This window comes from Rhizobium sp. CB3171 (assembly GCF_029714265.1).
GTDB lineage: Bacteria > Pseudomonadota > Alphaproteobacteria > Rhizobiales > Rhizobiaceae > Rhizobium.
This window is the reverse complement of sequence record NZ_CP121654.1, coordinates 510,218-527,461: the sequence shown is the minus strand read 5'-3', so window position 1 is coordinate 527,461 and position 17,244 is coordinate 510,218. Positions and strand designations below refer to the sequence as shown.

Genomic DNA, 17,244 nt, shown 5'->3' with positions numbered 1-17,244 from the left:
CTTGTAAGTCAGGTGTTGAAGGAGATGACGAGGGGTTTGTCGAACAGGCGCGCCCAGGCTTCCGTGCTTGCGCGCTGGATGGCGACAATAGGGGTTCCTTTGGTCCACCATCCATTGCCGGCGGCAACAATGACATCCGGATGATACAGCATGGACTGGAGGACCGGCCATATGATCAGTTGCTCATAGCAGATCAGTGGTGCCACCCGATGGTCGGCAACCGTCACGGTCGGATTTGCGAAGAGATGCGCCCGCGCGCCGCCACTCTGACCAAGCAAGGGGCGCCAGGGTTGCCACATCGAACCAGGAACCGGCATGCGCTCTCGATAAAGGAGTTGCGCACCATTACCGGAGATGGCAATCAGAACATTGTCGTATCCGCCCGAATTGACAAGCGAGGCGCCGGCGATAACGGATATGTCCGTTCCCTGTAGAGCTGTTACCCACAGCCGCTCCGTGGTCGGTGTCCAAGAGCCGAGGGCGCTTTCGGGCAGCACGATCCGACGGCGGCCGTCAGATACTCGATCCTTCACCGTGGCAATCAGATCACGGTGGCGCTGCAGGCTGATGTCGCGGCCGAGCGAAGCGCCCAATTCTAGATCGACGCCCTGCCACGCTTCCGGTAGGGCCGGTGCGGTCCAGATTGCGGCGGACCAAAGCCACAGACCTGAAAGGGCGATGACGATAGCCGGCCAAGCACGGGTTACAAGGCCGATGAGGCCGGCCGTCGCCGCGACCAATCCCCACCATCCCCATCCTGGGAACAGTACACCCGTGGCTGTGATCGGATGTGCCCAACCGGTGATGCCGAATGGTGGAATGGCCATAAGTACCGACGCCGCGAGATAACGAAATGGCCGCGTAAAGCCGCATCTCGTCCAGAACAATGTGTGGACGCCGATAAAGCTCAGCGATGCGCATAGCCAGAGCAACAGGCCCGGCCAGAGATCGGAGACGTAGAAGGTCGCGACACCTTGTGGTAATCCCCGAGAAGCCGCCAGGAAATAGCCAGCCGCGACAAACGCGGCAATCAACCGCGTTCGCGCAAGCATCCAGAGGATCGGAAACACGAAGGTGACCGGAAGAAGCAGAACTTGGCCACTCCATCCCACCATTCCGACGATGATTGAAGCGGCAATCGGCAGGGCGGACTGAAGGTGGTCAAGGCGCATAGGTGAGCACCTGTTGCGCCAGGCCGACGATGCCGGAAGCTGGCAGGGGGCCGAAGTAACGGGAGTCGTAAGAACTCCTGAACGCTGAATAGAGAAAGACGCTTCCAGCCGGCACGACACCGCCGGGAAATGGCGTCATCGGTCGACCTGCGCCGTCCCGCTCAGCGAGATCGGAAAATGGGATCGGGCGCCCGTCGATCGTCACGTGCGCACCGATTTCGACATGCTGCCCGGCTGCGGCGATGATCGTCTTGATGAGCGGTGCGATCGCGCCCGGGCAGGATCCAACGCGGAGATACCCTCGCGCGCGCGCCTCCCGTATTGCCGCCGTAAGCGGGGGGCAAATGAAGACGAGATCCCCAACGGATGCTGGACGTTCGAGAGAAACGATACGCCAGAGACCGACGGGTTCGCTCGGTGTGAAGTTAATGCGATAACCGCAGTAAAAGACGGCCACCACGAGCACTGTCGCGATCATCGAGATTATAGCCATACTCAGGACCGCCAGTCGTTTATGGAAGGGAAACGGCAGGCTCACTTCATTTCGCTTTATCATTTGAGGGAGAACCCCTTGCTCTTTGATTGGCGCAGGGTTTCGATCTGCTTCAGCGACTCTGCCGTCCGCTCATGCGCAGAAAGTTGCTGCACTGTCCGTATCGAATCCCATGCCGCTTCCACCTCCGCCTTCTGTCCGGCCGTCATCCCCGTTGTGATGGCATTGAATGTCTGTCCATTGGGGGCTTTCGCAGTAAGAGACGGGAAGATGCGTTCGCCGAAGCGTTCAGATACTGCTCTCGCAAACCCTTCGAGCTCGGCTTTCACCATCTTGTCCGAGAGCGCGTATTCGAGGGCCGCCGGAAGATCGTTGCGATCGATGGCGTCCCGGACGCGTTCAAGCGTCTGCTTTGCCGCCGGCGACAAGGCCGGGATATCGAGGGAAACCTTCAAACGGAGCGCGCGCTCCTCGGCTTCATATTTGCGTACGGCCTCCGTCCGCTGACGCAGATACCTTTCCAGGTTACGCGCCAGCGCAGGCGCATTGGTGACGGCCCTTTCTCGATTTTGCTCGTCGGCGCGGCTCGCGAGGAAACCGATGTTACCTTTCAGAGCACCGAAGCTTTGCGGTTCGGAACCGATCCTGGCAATGGTGGACTTCGCAGTCGTTTCGTCCCCCAGCATTGCATCGACATTGACGGCCTTGAACGCCGCTTCCGGCTGAGCGTAAACCATGTGGAACCGGCCGGAGACTTCCGCCCATTGCTTCTTCAAGCCGGGGTCGGCAGCAAGCCGGTCTTCGACAGCCTGTTCCAGCGACCTTGAGAACGTGGTGATGCCCGATACCATGGGTTTCGGCTCCTTGATGGTGTGCGATTGAGAGGTCCTGGCGGCAGCGGTGGCGAGACTTAGCTTGCCGGCGAGTGCTGCCAGACGTGCGCCAAGCTCGGCGAGCTTCGACTTCTGGCGGAATGTCCATTCGAGGCGATCGCGAAGGACCGTGCGCGCAACGCTGACAAGGTGCAGGCCACGGGCCTCGGCAAAGCGAAGGGCCTGGCCGTAGAAACGGCCGTTCGCGTAATCGAGCGTTGTTTCCTTGCCTTGTCTGCGCGACAGGATCGGGATAAGGCCGCCCGCCTTCGCGAAAGATCGGCGGCCGTAGTAGAAGCCAAGATCTTGGCGGTGACGGGTCATGGCAACGTAGGTGAGATGGCGATCGAGCGACAAGGACGCCAGGACCTTCACCCGGTCGACGGTGGCGCCCTGGCTCTTGTGGATGGTGGTTGCGTAGCCGTGATCGACATTGGCATAGAAGCGTTGCTCGACCGTGATCTGGCGGCAGTGTTCGCCTTCTCCGACTTCTGCAACGATACGCCCGGGCGCTGCGTCTGTGAGCCTTGCCAACATGCCGTTCTTGACGCCGAGCGAACCCTCGTTCTTGAGGAACACTACCTGGTCGCCTGCGGCAAATTTCCGGTGCCCATCTTCGGTCTGAAAGACAAAACCTTCGGCGACGAGGCCACGTTCCACGAGCTTTGCGCGAGCCATGTCGTTGAGCATGCGGACGTCGCGCCGAAGATGAGCGAGAATCAGGCTGGATGTTTGCAGATCGTATTCCCGGTCCCAGTCGGCTATGAGGTTTTCGACTGCTTGCGCCTTGAGTTCCGAGCCGTTGATGCGGGCTTGCGCGCGATAAGCATCAATCGCCTTGCCAATATTGCCGCGCGCCAGGTCAAGCGAGGCATCGCGCATCCATTGCTCGCGCTGGCGGTGGATAGTTTCGAGTTCAACATAGCCGATGCGATCGGCAATTGAGCGGAAAGCAGCCCCGGCTTCGATGGGTTGCAGCTGCTCAGGGTCCCCCACGAGGGCGAGCTTGGCGCCTGCCTTGGTCGCTGCTTCGACGAACACCGCCATCTGCCGCGACGACACCATGCCGGCTTCGTCGAGGACGAACACTGTCTTGTCGTCCAGCAGATTGTGACCTTCGTTCCAGCGCAGTTCCCAGGATGACAGCGTGCGAGAGAGAATGCCGGCCTCCTTCTCCAGGCCCTCGGCCGCCTTACCGGCGAGCGCGCCGCCGATGACGCGGTATCCCGCGGCTTCCCAAGCCTCGCGCGCCGCCTTCATCATCGTTGTTTTGCCGGCGCCGGCACGCCCGATTACGGCGGCGATGCGCTCGCCGCCGGTGACGTGTGCGATCGCCGTCTTCTGCTCGTCCGACAGGCGCAAGTAACGGGCAAATGTCGCTTCCCGCACGGCGTCGGCAAGGCCGTGGGAAGATCGTTGAGACAGCCAGATTGCCCGGTTGGCCATCTCCGCTTCCAGCCGGATAAGGTCCCGCGTCGTATATTTGGCCGGCAGCCGGACGCCGCTCGAAAACTCGATCCGCTCACGCTCGAGGCGGAGCGTCTCCGGGCTCTGCACGATTCTTGCCATCAGGCTTTGGAAAAGGCCGGCATCGTCGACGTAGCGGTGAAGAATCTTGGCGACGTCGCGTTCATCGAAAACGCTTTTCTCGCGGGTGATCAGGTCGAGCACGAGCTCGGGACGGCGCTGGATGCGGCGGGCGTTTTCGGCGCGACGCTCTTCGTGCAGTTCCAGCCGCTCCAGCGAAACGTCCCCGGCGGCCACCGCCGACTTGCGCTCGATCGCCTTCGCGCCGACACCAAGGTGAATGGTCGGCCTGAGCTCGATCCCCTGTTTTTCGAAGGATCGCCCGTCGATACGCATGTCAAGGCCGGCGAGCGCCAGGTGCCGGTTCTCGCAGGCAAACCAGCCGTCGCGAAACGCATTGAAGTTGTCGAGGTTTCCCGCCCAAAGCTCGTAGACGATCTTGCCTGCGTCATTGCGCATCGGTTTGCCGTCCGGTCCTTTCACTGCGACCTTCTTGGCGCCGAAACCATCTTCGGCAAGTGGCCGGAGCGTCGTCATCAGATGCACATGCGGATTGCCCGGCGCGTCGTGATACACCCAGTCCGCCACCATCCCCTTCGAGGTGATATGCCTTTCGACGAAATCCCGCATAAGTGCGATGTTCTGCTCGGTCGAGAGTTCGATCGGCAGCGCAATGGTCACGTCCTTGGCAAGCTGGGCATCTGATCGCTTCTCGAAAGTTTCGACGCTGTTCCAGAAGGCTTCGGAGGCACCCGAAACAGAGTGATCGGCAATCATCGCCCGCAGCCATTGCGGCGCATCGACTGGAACAACGAACTCTTCGTGCAGCAGGCCTTGCTTGGCGCGATAGTCGATGGTCCGCGCCTCGCGCTCGTAGTCCATCTTGGCACAATGCCGATAAGCCGCCGACAGGACGGCGCTGCGGCCGGAGCCGCGGGCGACGATGCTGACGGAGAAATGAGGGACGGCCAAGGCGGAATTCTTTCGCGATAGTGAGCAAAATCAAGGTGTTCGGAGGCAAAATCGGCCCCGCCAGGCGCTCGTCAGAAGAACGTCGCGATAGCGACGTATAATTGCGCCCTTCGGATGCCGCTCTTGTCGAGCGGCCGGGATCATCCACGAAAGCATCGCCGTTGGCGATTGTAGGATTCACAGTAGTGCGTTGCGCACCGACATCCGGAAAAGTGGATCCGAAAGACAAGCTTTCGCACCCAAGGAGACATCCTGAGATGAAGAAACCGTCCTCTAAAATCCGCGACGAAATCGCCAAGCTCCAGGAGCAGCTCAAGCTCGCCGAAACCCGTGAAGCCGAGCGCATCGGGAGGATCGCGCTCAAGGCCGGGCTCGGCGTAATCGAAATCGATGAGGGTGAACTGCAGGCGGCGTTCGAGTACCTGGCGAAACGCTTTCGCTACGGCGAGGCCCGTTCGACCGGAGATAGAAAGGCTGGCGGCGCCCGAGAGAGCAGCTCGCCCCCAGCGCAAAACTCGTCACCGCAATTGGCGCTGAGGCGTTTGGAGAAACCAATGACTAGGATCCTTCTGCTCGTCGTACCTTGTGCTTTGATGATCCTTGCGGCCATGGGCATGACCGGGATCGAACAGTGGCTTTCAGCCTTCGGTAAGACGGATGCCGCGCGGCAGATGCTGGGCCGGGCTGGCATCGCTTTGCCCTACGTCGTCGCCTCGCTCGTCGGCATCGTCTTCCTGTTTGCGAGCGCCGGGTCGGTGCGGGTCAGAACAGCAGGATCGGGCGTCGTCGCCGGAGCGATGGCGACGCTTTTCATCGCAGCCATACGTGAAGCAATGCGGCTGTCGGTGTTTCGCGAGCAGGTTCCAGCCGGCAAGTCCATCTTCAACTATCTTGACCCCGCGACGGGGATCGGGGCCGCCGCCGTCCTGATATCGGCGCTATTCGGCCTTCGGGTGGCGATCGCCGGCAATGCCGCCTTCGCGAAGGCCGAGCCGAAACGCATCTATGGCAAGCGGGCTCTGCACGGCGAGGCCGATTGGATGAAAATGTCGCAAGCCGAACAGCTGTTTGCCGGCAGCGGCGGCATCGTCATTGGCGAGCGCTACCGGGTCGACAGGGACAGCGTCGCGGCACAGTCGTTTCGCGCCGACTGCGGCGAGACGTGGGGCGCAGGCGGCATGTCACCGCTTCTTTGCTTCGACGGCTCGTTCGGCTCTTCGCACGGCATAGTCTTTGCCGGCTCGGGCGGCTTCAAGACGACCTCAGTCACGATCCCGACGGCGCTCAAATGGGGAGGTGCGCTCGTCGTCCTCGATCCATCGAATGAGGTCGCGCCAATGGTGTCGAAGCACCGCGGCGACGCCGACCGAGATGTCTTCGTCCTCGATCCAAAGCATTCGGAGATCGGCTTCAATGCGCTCGACTGGATCGGCCGTTTCGGTGGAACGAAAGAGGAGGACATCGCGTCTGTTGCGTCGTGGGTTGTGAGCGACAGCGGGGGGCGGGGGCTCCGCGACGACTTCTTCCGTGCCTCGGCCTTGCAATTGCTGACGGCTCTGATCGCCGACGTTTGCCTCTCTGGCCATACCACGCAAAGCGACCAGACCCTCCGGCAGGTGCGCAAGAATCTCTCCGAGCCAGAGCCCAAGTTGCGTGAACGTCTGCAATCGATCTTTGATCATTCGGAATCGGATTTCGTCAAGGAAAATGTGGCGGTCTTCGTCAACATGACGCCGGAAACTTTCTCTGGCGTCTACGCCAATGCGGTAAAGGAAACGCACTGGCTGTCGTACCCAAACTACGCCGCCCTGGTCTCGGGAACGACCTTTACGACGAGCGATCTTGCCGCAGGAAAGACGGACGTCTTCATCAACATCGACCTCAAGACGCTGGAGATGCATTCAGGTCTGGCGCGTGTCATCATCGGCTCGTTTCTGAACGCGATCTGCAACCGCAACGGCGAGATGTACGGCAGGACGCTTTTTCTTCTCGATGAAGTGGCGCGCCTCGGCTACATGCGTATCCTCGAGACTGCGCGCGATGCCGGCCGCAAGTATGGGATCACGCTGACCATGATCTACCAGTCGATCGGCCAGATGCGCGAAACCTATGGCGGGCGGGACGCGACAAGCAAATGGTTCGAGAGCGCAAGCTGGATATCCTTTGCCGCGATCAACGACCCTGAGACCGCCGATTACATTTCCCGCCGCTGCGGCATGACGACGGTCGAGATCGACCAGGTCAGTCGCAGTTTCCAATCCAGGGGATCGTCGCGAACGCGATCGAAACAACTTGCCGCACGGCCGCTGATCCAGCCGCATGAAGTGTTGCGCATGCGCGCGGACGAGCAAATCGTATTCACAGCCGGAAACCCCGCACTCCGGTGTGGCCGTGCGATCTGGTTTCGGCGCCGCGACATGGAAGCCTGCATCAAAGGGCAGTCGTTTCAATAAGGGCGGAAGTCCATGAGCTAATGATCGTAGCATCGGCTGCCACCGGACTTGAGCCGATGGCAACTATTTCGCAAGACAAATGGATACAAACACACGAGGTAACAGGGATGGACTTTATTTTGCTCTTTGGCGCTCTGGTGATCGCGGGCATCGCAGTCCTTCTATTCCAGTGCATTGACATGATTAATGCCTACGAAGATTTGATAAAGGAGCGCGTTCGCCACCTTCGCCTGCGAAATGACAGGCTCGAAGCCGAGCTTAAGCCAGGCGGTGGCCACAAATAGGCTATATTAATCCACCGCTTGTCTGAATGAGAATTCCGCCGCAACAATCGGCGTTACCGGAATGGGCGCAGGCCGACGCGCGCTTCGTGAGCGCAGCGGCAAGCATGTGCCGAAGGCTCACCTCCAGGCCCGACGTTCGCATATCATCACCGATGTGAATCGATCCCTGCCGACCGATTCATAAGTGTCGTTGGACGTGAGTACTGAGATCCGCAATTCTGATCTCATGTTATCTCAACCCTATAACCTTTATGTCGAACGCTTGGACGACAGGAGAAACATGGCACGCTATTATGCGATGTCCATCGAACCGAACCTGTTCGGAGACATCTGCCTGTTGCGCAGGTGGGGTCGGATCGGATCGAAGGGACAGATGATGGTGCACCATTTCGGACGGGAAGACGAGGCCGTTCAGCTGTTTCTCGATGTGCTTCGTCAGAAGCGAAAACGCGGTTATCGGCCACGCCCTCCGGGATCCGATTAAAAGCGGATATTGATTGCGAATTTTTCCGATTTTTCGGACCAGGCTGGGGCGGAGAATTGCGGAATTCGCTAGTAGATGTCATCAGCCGAAGGGAGTGCGTGGCAGCTTCGCGCCATCGGCGTCGACTTCCGGTTTCGCCGGCCAGCGTGAATCGCGCCGCCGCTCAACAGCAGCAGTCGTGTCACAGTGCCGACAATCAATATTCTCTAACCGATACCGAGGCATCATCGCAAAACCCAGAACCGACCTTCTCGACACGGCCCCCTGATTTCCCGCTACGATTGTGTGCGCAATACTCCGTCATACTCCATCGCGTCCGCCGCTTGCTTGGAGTTCATAAATTCCGCCACGATCTGATCATATCGGATGGAAAAGTCGGGGGTAGGGGGCGAGGGGTGCAATCCCTGACAGCGGGAGGCCTGGGTCGATGCGGCGAACCCCTCATGAAACAGGCAAACAGCCCGAAAAGCGGGCTGTTTCTCGATGCCTTCGTCCTGTTCGGCATCGGGCTATCGTCCCGTCATTCGGGCGGCTCCTTCTCGGCGATCATCGCCTCAAACTGGCGGTCGATTGCTGCTTGCTCGATGAGGAGCTTGTCGAGTTCCGTTCGTGCGGTGGCGCGTTCCCTGGGCGTGAGGATGCAGGCAGCGAGTTCGGTGCGCAGCTGTTGGATTTGGTCGTAGATAGCAAGCATGAGTCTCTCTCCTGTTTGAAGACGAGAGACGTGCACCATGCCGGACTGGATCGGGTCGAGGATCGCCATAGGCGACCGGCGGAGCCGGCGAGTGGGGGAGCCAAAATGCGCAGCATTTTGGGGGTACCGCTCGTGCTCGAGGCGGTCTGGTCCGGCATTGTACACTGGGATATCTGAAGTGACAGACCTTTGGTTCTCACGGTTTCATTCATAGACATGCCAACCGCTTGCCTATACGCTGGTGGGATGCTTGGGGGATCATCACAGCACAAGCAAGCGGCTGCCGGGTTATTCAGCCGTATTCTTCCACTCGTTGGTTTGTGCCAGAACTTCAGCATCAAGCACGCCATCCAATTCGCGCCGCCTGGAAGCCTGCTTGGACAGGAGTTGCTCCACCAAGTCTCATATCCCTGCCGACGGGCTACACCAAGGTCTTGCACGAGTTTAGGATTCTGTTTTCCAGACGGGCGAGCGCCTTCTCCGCGTCGATCGCCGCTTGAAAAGCCTTGGATCCTATCGCGAGCAAATGCTTTTGCTCCTGAAGCTGCCCGATCAAAACCCGAATTTAAAGCAGTCTGTGGTTTTGCGATGAAAGCACCGCGACGAGACAATCAGGCTCCTTCTTGGAAATCCATTCTAATCGCGTCCTGAGGCCGGGATTTCTTCCCGGCGCAGTAGCGGCATCTGAGCAGACATTTTCCGGATTCATATCGCCGTCGAAAAGGTCGACGGCGGGCTCGATGCCACCTACCGGCTTGTCTTTGTGGCTGGTTGGCCCCGCCTTGGCGGCGGGGCCTCCGGGCCTCAGTCCCGGTTGGGGCGCGACCAGATCAGCTGGTAGCCGTCCTCACCCTCGACCTCCGTGAGCGTCGCGTAGATCGGGGCCGGGAAGCTCGGGTCGTCGAGCTTGACCGAGAGATAGTCGCGGTCCGTCTCAGCGGAGCGCTTCTGCCAGGCGGCGCCCAGCTCGACATTGCCCGCGTAGATGCGGAAGTGCGGGCCTTTGTCGGAGGGGTTTTCGATGCGGGCTATGCGGGCTTTGACGTTGAGGGCCAGGGTGCGGATCGCGCCGTTGAAGCCAGTTTCGGAGGTGGTGAAAGCGCCGATAGTTGCCATTGTCGTATTCCTTTCGCTGTTTCGGGCCACGCCCATCGCGGCCTCGATGGCTGTCGCAAGGATCGGGGACGATCGGACCGCACCTGAAAGGCCGGAATGGAATGGAGGGCGGCCAGGAGAAACTTTCTTGTTCCGCGAGGAATGAGCGCATAGCGCTCAGGGGAAGAAAGTTTTGGAAGGCCGTTGCGGGAAGACGATCGAGGCGAAGCCGGTCTTCGATCAGACAAGCCTCATCGAGCCCGCGAAGGACGTGGCCGGCGCGGTGATTGAAGGAAAATGGCAATGGCAACTGCTCACTGACTGCCTGCCCGGACCTTGCTACGGTGGGTGCGCTCCCCTGTCCGCATGTTAAAATCGAAGTCCCAGAACAGCCGGCGCGGGGCGTTGCGCTGCCATTCTTCGCGAAATCGTCTCGCGCTTGTGATTCGTCGTCTGGAGGATCTACGCGTCAGCAGACAAAGCCATTAACCCCGAAATCAAGCCGTCTGGAGCTCAGCCGATCGACCGGAAAGCTTCGGTCTGAGGCAAACTGGACCGCAAGACTGACCCTGACACGCTCACCAACGGATCGGCAAGAGTTCCGGCCGCTTGCGAGGGCAACGACCGATGCTGATGAGCCTCACGCGGTAAGTCGTTCGTCGGCGCCTTCGGGCTGCAGGGAGTGCAGGAAGGTTACGGCCCGCTGCGCATGCGCCGCCGCCTGAAAGATCACCCGTCTGTCATTGGACAAGACCTCGAGCCAGCAGGCAAGGTACGAGGCATGATCGGGGCGGGGCTCGAGCTCGGGAGCAATCCCGAGGTCGGCACAAAGGAAGCAGCTGCCGAGTTCCGCGATCAGTTCCTCGCGGGCACGCTCGGTCTTGTCCTTGGCATAGCGGCTGAGGTCACGACCGACGCGGTGGGCCGGCGCCGTCCAATGGGTGACCTCATGACTCAAGGTCGCGTAATAGCTTGCCGGGTCCTTGAAGCTCTCGAACGGCGGCATCTGGATTATATCGGCGGACGGCGCAAAGTATGCTTGGTTGCCGCCATGGCGGATTGCAGCACCGGTGTTGCGAAAGTACCGATCGGCATTCTCGATGCGCGCGGCCCGATCGAGGACCGGCGCCTGCCGGTGACGATATTGGTCGGGAAGTCCGTCGATCTGTTCGGCGTTGAAGACGCTGTAGGCTTTCAGGAAAGGGATCTCCCGTTCGAGCTCACCACCATTCCCATCGGTTTCGGATTTAATGAAACGGCTGGCGAAGACGACGGTTGTGCCGGTCTCGCCTTTGCGGACGGCAGCTCCCAGTTCGAGGGCCTGCCTGAACGTCATCCACGTGGATGACGTATATCCTCGGGCGATACCTTCCGACCAAAGAAGCAGCACGTTAACGCCAGAATAGGACTGCCCGTTGTAACGCAGCGGCCGAGTAATGCGGCCAGCCGTGTTCGCCGTGTTCCATGGCTTCATCCAGGGCCGCACGCCTTTCGCCAAGTCTTCAACGATCTTGTCGGTGATGCGGCTGTAGAGATCGACACGCTGTTTTTCTGTACTGCTCATATCTTAGCCTCCGTTTGAAGCCGCGCCCGTTGCGGCCCGTTGCGGAGGGACGAAGGGCAGGAGCAAGTCAGCCGGTGGATGCACAGGAACGGCCGCAACGAAGTGAAGGACGGCGGAGCCGTTGCGTCCGCCGGCGGCTCCTGCAGACCCGACGAACGGGACGGGCCGCCGGGCGCGCCATCGTCTTGTTTCGTTTCCTCGGTTGGCCAGGTCGCCGACATGAAAACAGGCCGGCTCCGCCTTGGAGTCGGCCCTACGGGTGTTGATGGGAAAGGCGGCACCGGAGCCCAGCCCGCAAGGCTAGTCGAAGGCCGATATCTGGGCTTCTGCAGCCTTACGGCTCAGCGTTGTGCCCGGGTGTTCGACCGGTCTATCGAACGGCTTCCAGGTCTCGCCGATCACCTGCGCATAAGCGGCGACGGCACCTTCGGCCGCCATTCTGAGCGAATGAGCCTGAATGCCCATGTCGGCGGCGAATTCCCGCTTGCGTTGGGCTGCGCTGTCATAACCGACCGGACCGTCAAGGTCCTCGTCCCGAGCGTCGTTGGCGGCCTTGGCCGTGGCATCCCGCGCCCCGGTGACCGCGCGGCTGTAGAACTGACCGGCGCCGTGGGCAGAGCCTACGAAGGCGCCGACGATGCGCTGCATGTGGATCTGCATCGCTTTGTCGCCAAGTCCCTCGCCGAGCGCATCGGCGGTCTCGATGACCAGCCGTTCATGCAGGTCGCGGATGCCGTCGCTGTCGATGACTGTAGTTCCGAAACTCTCGGCGATCTTCAGCGCTTGGCGGGCGTCCGGGCATGTCAGCCGGACCATCTCCATGGTGGCGCCCTTGCGCAGTTGTACGGCGCGCGAGGATTGGCGCGAGGAGGGGGGAGCGGGTTTGGCCATGGTCTTTTCCTTTCGAGGTCGTCCGAAATAGCTCCGGCCCCATGCCGGCTTGCCTTTCGGTGCGGTCATCCCGAACCGGAGGAAGACGGGCGTTTCAGGGTCCGGCCCTGCCTGGACGAGCGGAGCCGGCTTGAGTGCCAAGAGGGCAACCTGCCCTCGAACGAGCACGCGAGCCTGCTCCGAGAAGACGGCGGGGTCCGGCCGCCCGCGGCGCGCCAGCGGCCTTGAAGCGCACGTCCGCCGGTTCAGACCGCAGCAAAACCGAAGGGCGATCCGGCACGGGGAGAACCATGGAGTTCCTCGAACGAAACGTCAGGCGCCCCGCTTATCGCTGGGAGGGCTTCAAGCGCCCGCGACCCGCGCCAGGCACTGGCGAGGAAATATCGGCCATCACGGACCGCAACCATGGCGAAGACGATCGTCGAGGCGCGCGACAACCAATCCGTCGGCGCTTCTGCCAAACTCTAACCCTGAAGCGTCAGGGGTGGAGACTTCGGAGGAATATAGAGGGAGCATAATCATTCCGCGGCCCTCCCTTCGATGTGATCGGCTGCGACCTCGTCGGCTGTCACCTCCTCGACAATGGCGTGGGGATAGCGATTGCGGATGAGCCATTCTTCGGCCGCCTGCCGGTTGTCCGCCAGGTGAATAAGCTCGGCGCTCGACCCGGCCCGATCGAAGACGCGAACAGATCCGAGCGCCGGACGCTCTACGACTTGGAATGTCAGATTGCTGTCGAGCGAAAAGGTCCGGTGGATACGGATGGCAATGACACCGTTTGCGCCGAGATCGCCCTCATGCAACGTGAAATACGGTGACAGGCTCGTGGGGCCGACGTTGCGCTCGCCTTCCTTTCGGATCAACCGGCCCTGGCTGTTGCAGGTCTTCCACGCGGCGAGCTTTTTCTTGAATCGCGCGGGTGGCCGTGGGGTGCCATCCGACCAGGCGACGATGGAGCCGATCGGGGCGAGGCGATAGATCAGAGACGCGGACATTGCGCATCCTCCTTCAGATTTTGGGGTTGTGGAAACGAAACCGCCGCTAGGGCAACCGGCGGCGGAAGGTCAAGCGGAGGAGCTCGGTGCGGCTATTCCGCTGCAATCCCGTGGGCGGTTTCCTCCTGGTCGGAGGCGTGATCGGTGGCAGGCTCGCCGACGTGGTCCTCGTCAACCGCCGCCGGCGGATCGAACCGGTCGAGACCGACACCGTCGCCCTGTGCACCTTCGCTGCCATTGCCGATGGCAGCATCAGGGGAGCTTTCTTCCTCCTCGGGATCATCGGCGTACTTCATGAAATCGGCGATGGCCTTCGGATCCGGTGCGAACAGCGCCGCGGGAAGAACAAAGGCTGCGTCGGCCGATGCGAAGTGGTCGGCGAGGGCTGCGCGGGTTTCACGGACGCGTGCCTTCGGGGCCATATTGACCGACTTAGCGGCGGCCTCCAGCGCCTGGCGCGACAGACACAGCAGGAAATCCTCCGTTCCCATGTTCGGGAGGAAACCATCCGCGCCAATCGCGTCACCGGCAATGCGCGAGACGACGCCGCTATTCGACATGCCGCGCCGGCAAGAGAGCACATCGATGAGGACGGAGCGGGCCGCGACCCGCACGCTGTCCATATCGAACGCCAACCTGCCGTCTGCGGAATAGAGGCGCACGACGTGACGCTGGAACCGCTCCGTCCCGAACACGGTATCGTTGGCGCCGGAATCGACCCGGACATTGGTGCCGGCGAAGGCCATGACCAAGAGGGCCATCAGCATGTCGTCTTCGATTGGGGCGCGGGCCAGCGCCTCGTGCAGCGCGTCGGTCCGGAAGTCGCCGATCATGTCCTGACCCTTCTGCGTGACCTCGGGCCTGGTCTTCCCGACGACACCAGTGTCGTCATCGGCTTCTGTCGAAGCGTCACCGGCGGGACCGGGGCGCCTATCGGTTTTCCTTGGCTCCGGCATCCGGTAGTGGACGCTTTGCACCTTGCCCTCGCGATCGAGATACATAGCGATGCAATCGCTTTTGCCGGGCTTGCCGTAAACGCGTTCGGCCTTCTTCGGCAGTTCCGGCTGGCCCCAATTGTTGACCTCGACGATCGCCCCCTTCCTGGGAAGGTTGCCCGTCATCCATTCCTGCTGGGCGCCGAGGAAAGCCTCGACATTGGTGGTGTAGCGATTGTCCTCATCCGCCGGCCCGAACAGATCCTCCGCCCACTCGATACCGTAAGCGAGGCGAAGGTCGTCGGCAAAACTTGCATCGCGGGCATACATCCGGGTCTTAGAGAGGCCGTTGACGATCTGCCACCAGGCCGCCGTGTCACCCTTCTTCGGCTTGTGAGCTTTCCAGACCTCTTTCTGCTCGTCGGTCGAGGCGGCCGCGATCGTTCTTAGCTGCTGCTCGTTCGGCATATCGCCCTTTGCCATCTGATCGAGCATGGAAGGCAGGACATTGGCGAGCAGACGAAGCTTACGGATCTGCCGGACGGGAAGGGCAAGCGCCACGGCGATCGCTTCCTCGGTCCAGCCGAGCGCGACCAGCCGCTCGATGCCCCTCCATTGATCGATCGGATTGAGCGGCTCGCGAGCAATGTTCTCGATCATAGAGCGCATGGCGCCGTTGTCGTTGGCCGCGTCCACGACGATCACATCGATTTCCTCGAGACCGGCGGTGATCGCCATGCGGGTGCGCCGGTGACCGGCTTCGATGATGTAACCGTTGCCGCCGGCTTCCGGGAAAATAACCGGCGGCTGGATCACGCCGACGGCCTTGATCGTCGCCAAAAGCAGGGCGTCGGCCTGCGGCGTCGACTTCGATTGGCGCGTGTTATCAGGGTTGTCCTTCAGCGCACGCGGATCGACCTTCATCAGTTGCATGGGATGCTCCTTTTCGGGGATTGGACACGGCCCTCTGCCTGCCCTTCTCTCGCGTCTTCATTCTTTTCGAAGACACTTCCCGGACCGCGGAGCGGGCGGCCGGGTGCAACTGCGGCCGAGCGTTGCTGCCGCGAAGGACGAGCGGGGCTGACAGCCCTGCGAAGGACGAGTGGCCGGGATGCGGAGGCGGCGGTTGAGCGTCAGCGGCGACCGGCGGACGGCTCTGCGACCGGCTCATCTCCCTCTTCCTTCTTTTCTCTCAGGGTCGCAGCCCCAACCGGCAAGATTTTTCATGATCGGCGCGGTCGAAGTCCGAGACGGAAAGTACCATATGCGCTGCCGCCTCCAACGGATCGTCAACATCGACCGTGAGAGCCTGCATGCCTTCATCCGGGAGAATACCGCTGTGGGGAGCATTCTCCTCACCGATGGAAGCAACGCCTACAGGCGTGCAGCATCGCGAGCATGTGGTGGTCAACCTAAGTTTGGCTGACGGCCCCGCCCGCGCATGAAGCCCTTCCCCCTGGGTTCATCGCCTTTTCTCCAACTTCAAGCGGTTGGCCTATGGGACGTATCACGGTGTCCGCGACAAGCACATCGACATCTACGCCAACGAGTTTGTCTTCCGTTGGGACCGTCGCAGACACTTTCAGACCAACGTCGACACGATCCTCAGCATCGCCAGCGGATCGGATATTCCTACGAATACCATTGCGACGTCTTCGACGCACTCGATGCGGTCAGATGGGAAGAGAAAAAGCACCGCTACGGCCGCCGGAAGGCGATCTGCGCTCCCTCCCAGGCGTCCGGGCGAGGAGCGAAACACGAGGCGGTTGTCTGCCCGCCGAGCCTCGCTCTGGAGGAAATCGAAATGGGCTACCTTCGACACGTTCCAGTCGAATCGAGGATTACAGTTTCCGGACGGTCTGCGGATCAAACCCCAAAAATCATCGCCTGAAATATGATCTGCTAATTGCAAGCGCGAACGGAAGGCTCTGCTTCTTTGGGAAAGTCGACCTCCGACCAAGTCCAATCATCTGCAGGAACTGAGAGCTGTCCACAGCGAACCAAAATTTCACCTTCGAGGTGTAGGTCTTCAGCGTCCACAGTTCTCGCAAAGGCATCCACGTCGATGAAGATATCCAGTTCCGACGCCAGCTTCCTGATGACGATGCCGCTCTCGAATTGGTCAGCATGCTGGAAGGCCCATGCTGCGTCAGTGGTCCAACTTTCGATCAAATCGCTCGATCTCGGTTGGATCGAGAGCGAGCCGTCTTGCAGACGCTGCCCCTTCCTTAAGTCGTAGCCTCGATAAAGAAGAACGTCTGCCGCTGGCCCAGTTAGTGATGCCACATCGTTTTCAAATTGAAGGAGCTGCTTGCTTAAAGATTTCTTCTTGGAGGTGTACCCGCTGGAAAAGACAGGATCGTTTTCAATCCAGTCTACCAATAGGGTGTGAAGGCGATCCAAGTTGTTGGCATCAGTGACCATACGATAAACTCCAATCCCCGTCCCCCGATACTGTTTATCGGTGCCAAATCAAAATGCGACGCAAAGCCTTTGACCAACTTCCGATAAAGCATCGGTGGATTAAATGACGGCCGCTGTCGTTGCACACGACAGGTCGAGGCGAATCTGTCCCGTTCGCTTGAGTTGCTTCTTCGCTGCTACGACCGCTGACAGCAATCTTAGCACCTTTCAGGGCTACAGGTGCCGCAGCAAGAACCTTTGCGCCATTGCTGGTATGGACCTGTGCGAACGGGATAAGCCTTTAAAAAAATGGGCCAGCGGAAACCGCGGCCCATGAAGTGTGAAGGTCAACAAACCTCCAGAGGGAACAGCTGTTGCGGCGGCACTGGGAGGAGCTGCCACCATCTGCA

General features: G+C 60.6%; 15 protein-coding genes and 1 pseudogene. 4 read left to right on the top strand and 12 right to left on the bottom strand.

Features of this window, described 5'->3' with window-relative positions:
- Nucleotides 1-8: 8 nt before the first annotated feature.
- The 3 genes from QA648_RS34340 to traA are packed head-to-tail and all read right to left on the bottom strand — an operon-like array spanning nt 9 to nt 5,036.
- Complete coding sequence (locus QA648_RS34340) at nt 9-1,172, bottom strand: conjugal transfer protein TraB (RefSeq protein ID WP_283054514.1); 1,164 nt, start codon at nt 1,170-1,172, stop codon at nt 9-11.
- Nucleotides 1,162-1,665 carry a conjugative transfer signal peptidase TraF gene (gene traF, locus QA648_RS34335; protein WP_283054513.1) on the bottom strand — a complete coding sequence of 168 codons (504 nt, stop codon included), beginning with the start codon at nt 1,663-1,665 and terminating at the stop codon, nt 1,162-1,164. The genes QA648_RS34340 and traF overlap by 11 nt, the downstream gene beginning before the upstream one ends.
- A 59-nt stretch (nt 1,666-1,724) precedes the next feature.
- On the bottom strand, nt 1,725-5,036 hold the full coding sequence (traA, locus tag QA648_RS34330) for a Ti-type conjugative transfer relaxase TraA (protein ID WP_283054512.1): 3,312 nt from the start codon (nt 5,034-5,036) through the stop codon (nt 1,725-1,727).
- A gap of 257 nt (nt 5,037-5,293) precedes the next feature.
- Here traA and traG point away from each other — a divergent pair, with 257 nt between their 5' ends.
- The 3 genes from traG (at nt 5,294) to QA648_RS34315 (ending at nt 8,257) form a co-directional block, all read left to right on the top strand.
- Nucleotides 5,294-7,489: a Ti-type conjugative transfer system protein TraG gene (gene traG / locus QA648_RS34325; protein ID WP_283054511.1), complete on the top strand. Its 2,196-nt coding sequence runs from the start codon at nt 5,294-5,296 to the stop codon at nt 7,487-7,489.
- Nucleotides 7,490-7,509: 20 nt separating this feature from the next.
- The gene (locus QA648_RS34320; RefSeq protein WP_283054510.1) at nt 7,510-7,773 is read left to right on the top strand and encodes a hypothetical protein; all 264 of its coding nucleotides are present in this window, start codon (nt 7,510-7,512) and stop codon (nt 7,771-7,773) included.
- 226 nt (nt 7,774-7,999) lie between these two features.
- Complete coding sequence (locus QA648_RS34315) at nt 8,000-8,257, top strand: WGR domain-containing protein (RefSeq protein ID WP_283054764.1); 258 nt, start codon at nt 8,000-8,002, stop codon at nt 8,255-8,257.
- Between the two features lie 520 nt (nt 8,258-8,777).
- Here QA648_RS34315 and QA648_RS34310 read toward each other — a convergent pair.
- The 8 genes from QA648_RS34310 to QA648_RS34275 all read right to left on the bottom strand — a co-directional run bounded on the left by QA648_RS34310 (nt 8,778) and on the right by QA648_RS34275 (nt 15,746).
- Entirely contained in the window at nt 8,778-9,020 is a 243-nt protein-coding gene (locus QA648_RS34310; RefSeq protein WP_283054509.1) for a hypothetical protein, read from the bottom strand.
- Nucleotides 9,021-9,755: 735 nt separating this feature from the next.
- A complete protein-coding gene (locus QA648_RS34305; protein WP_283054508.1) occupies nt 9,756-10,067 on the bottom strand; it encodes a DUF736 domain-containing protein in 312 nt (103 codons plus the stop codon).
- Between the two features lie 619 nt (nt 10,068-10,686).
- Nucleotides 10,687-11,610, bottom strand: coding sequence for a zincin-like metallopeptidase domain-containing protein (locus QA648_RS34300; protein WP_283054507.1), 924 nt, complete (start codon nt 11,608-11,610; stop codon nt 10,687-10,689).
- 300 nt (nt 11,611-11,910) lie between these two features.
- Nucleotides 11,911-12,501 (bottom strand): hypothetical protein, encoded by a 591-nt coding sequence (locus tag QA648_RS34295; RefSeq protein ID WP_283054506.1) that lies wholly within the window; start codon nt 12,499-12,501, stop codon nt 11,911-11,913.
- 245 nt (nt 12,502-12,746) lie between these two features.
- Nucleotides 12,747-12,962 carry a hypothetical protein gene (locus QA648_RS34290; RefSeq protein ID WP_283054766.1) on the bottom strand — a complete coding sequence of 72 codons (216 nt, stop codon included), beginning with the start codon at nt 12,960-12,962 and terminating at the stop codon, nt 12,747-12,749.
- A 57-nt stretch (nt 12,963-13,019) separates the two neighbouring features.
- Entirely contained in the window at nt 13,020-13,496 is a 477-nt protein-coding gene (locus tag QA648_RS34285; RefSeq protein WP_283054505.1) for a hypothetical protein, read from the bottom strand.
- 92 nt (nt 13,497-13,588) lie between these two features.
- Entirely contained in the window at nt 13,589-15,364 is a 1,776-nt protein-coding gene (locus QA648_RS34280) for a ParB/RepB/Spo0J family partition protein (protein WP_283054504.1), read from the bottom strand.
- A gap of 259 nt (nt 15,365-15,623) precedes the next feature.
- Entirely contained in the window at nt 15,624-15,746 is a 123-nt protein-coding gene (locus tag QA648_RS34275) for a hypothetical protein (RefSeq protein WP_283054503.1), read from the bottom strand.
- A gap of 139 nt (nt 15,747-15,885) precedes the next feature.
- Here QA648_RS34275 and QA648_RS34270 point away from each other — a divergent pair.
- Nucleotides 15,886-16,008 (top strand): annotated as a pseudogene (locus QA648_RS34270) (transposase); the annotation flags it as partial.
- 325 nt (nt 16,009-16,333) lie between these two features.
- On the opposite strand, the gene QA648_RS34265 reads toward QA648_RS34270, so the two are convergent.
- Nucleotides 16,334-16,855, bottom strand: a complete 522-nt coding sequence (locus QA648_RS34265) for a hypothetical protein (protein ID WP_283054502.1) — start codon at nt 16,853-16,855, stop codon at nt 16,334-16,336.
- Nucleotides 16,856-17,244 lie beyond the last annotated feature (389 nt).

Coding starts and splice junctions, on each gene's coding strand:
- QA648_RS34340 (WP_283054514.1), bottom strand. CDS start 1,172: ATGCGCCTTGACCACCTTCAGTCCGCCCTGCCGATTGCCGCTTCAATC.
- traF (WP_283054513.1), bottom strand. CDS start 1,665: ATGGCTATAATCTCGATGATCGCGACAGTGCTCGTGGTGGCCGTCTTT.
- traG (WP_283054511.1), top strand. CDS start 5,294: ATGAAGAAACCGTCCTCTAAAATCCGCGACGAAATCGCCAAGCTCCAG.
- QA648_RS34320 (WP_283054510.1), top strand. CDS start 7,510: ATGATCGTAGCATCGGCTGCCACCGGACTTGAGCCGATGGCAACTATT.
- QA648_RS34315 (WP_283054764.1), top strand. CDS start 8,000: ATGTTATCTCAACCCTATAACCTTTATGTCGAACGCTTGGACGACAGG.
- QA648_RS34310 (WP_283054509.1), bottom strand. CDS start 9,020: ATGGCGATCCTCGACCCGATCCAGTCCGGCATGGTGCACGTCTCTCGT.
- QA648_RS34305 (WP_283054508.1), bottom strand. CDS start 10,067: ATGGCAACTATCGGCGCTTTCACCACCTCCGAAACTGGCTTCAACGGC.
- QA648_RS34300 (WP_283054507.1), bottom strand. CDS start 11,610: ATGAGCAGTACAGAAAAACAGCGTGTCGATCTCTACAGCCGCATCACC.
- QA648_RS34295 (WP_283054506.1), bottom strand. CDS start 12,501: ATGGCCAAACCCGCTCCCCCCTCCTCGCGCCAATCCTCGCGCGCCGTA.
- QA648_RS34285 (WP_283054505.1), bottom strand. CDS start 13,496: ATGTCCGCGTCTCTGATCTATCGCCTCGCCCCGATCGGCTCCATCGTC.
- QA648_RS34280 (WP_283054504.1), bottom strand. CDS start 15,364: ATGCAACTGATGAAGGTCGATCCGCGTGCGCTGAAGGACAACCCTGAT.
- QA648_RS34275 (WP_283054503.1), bottom strand. CDS start 15,746: ATGCAGGCTCTCACGGTCGATGTTGACGATCCGTTGGAGGCGGCAGCG.
- QA648_RS34265 (WP_283054502.1), bottom strand. CDS start 16,855: ATGGTCACTGATGCCAACAACTTGGATCGCCTTCACACCCTATTGGTA.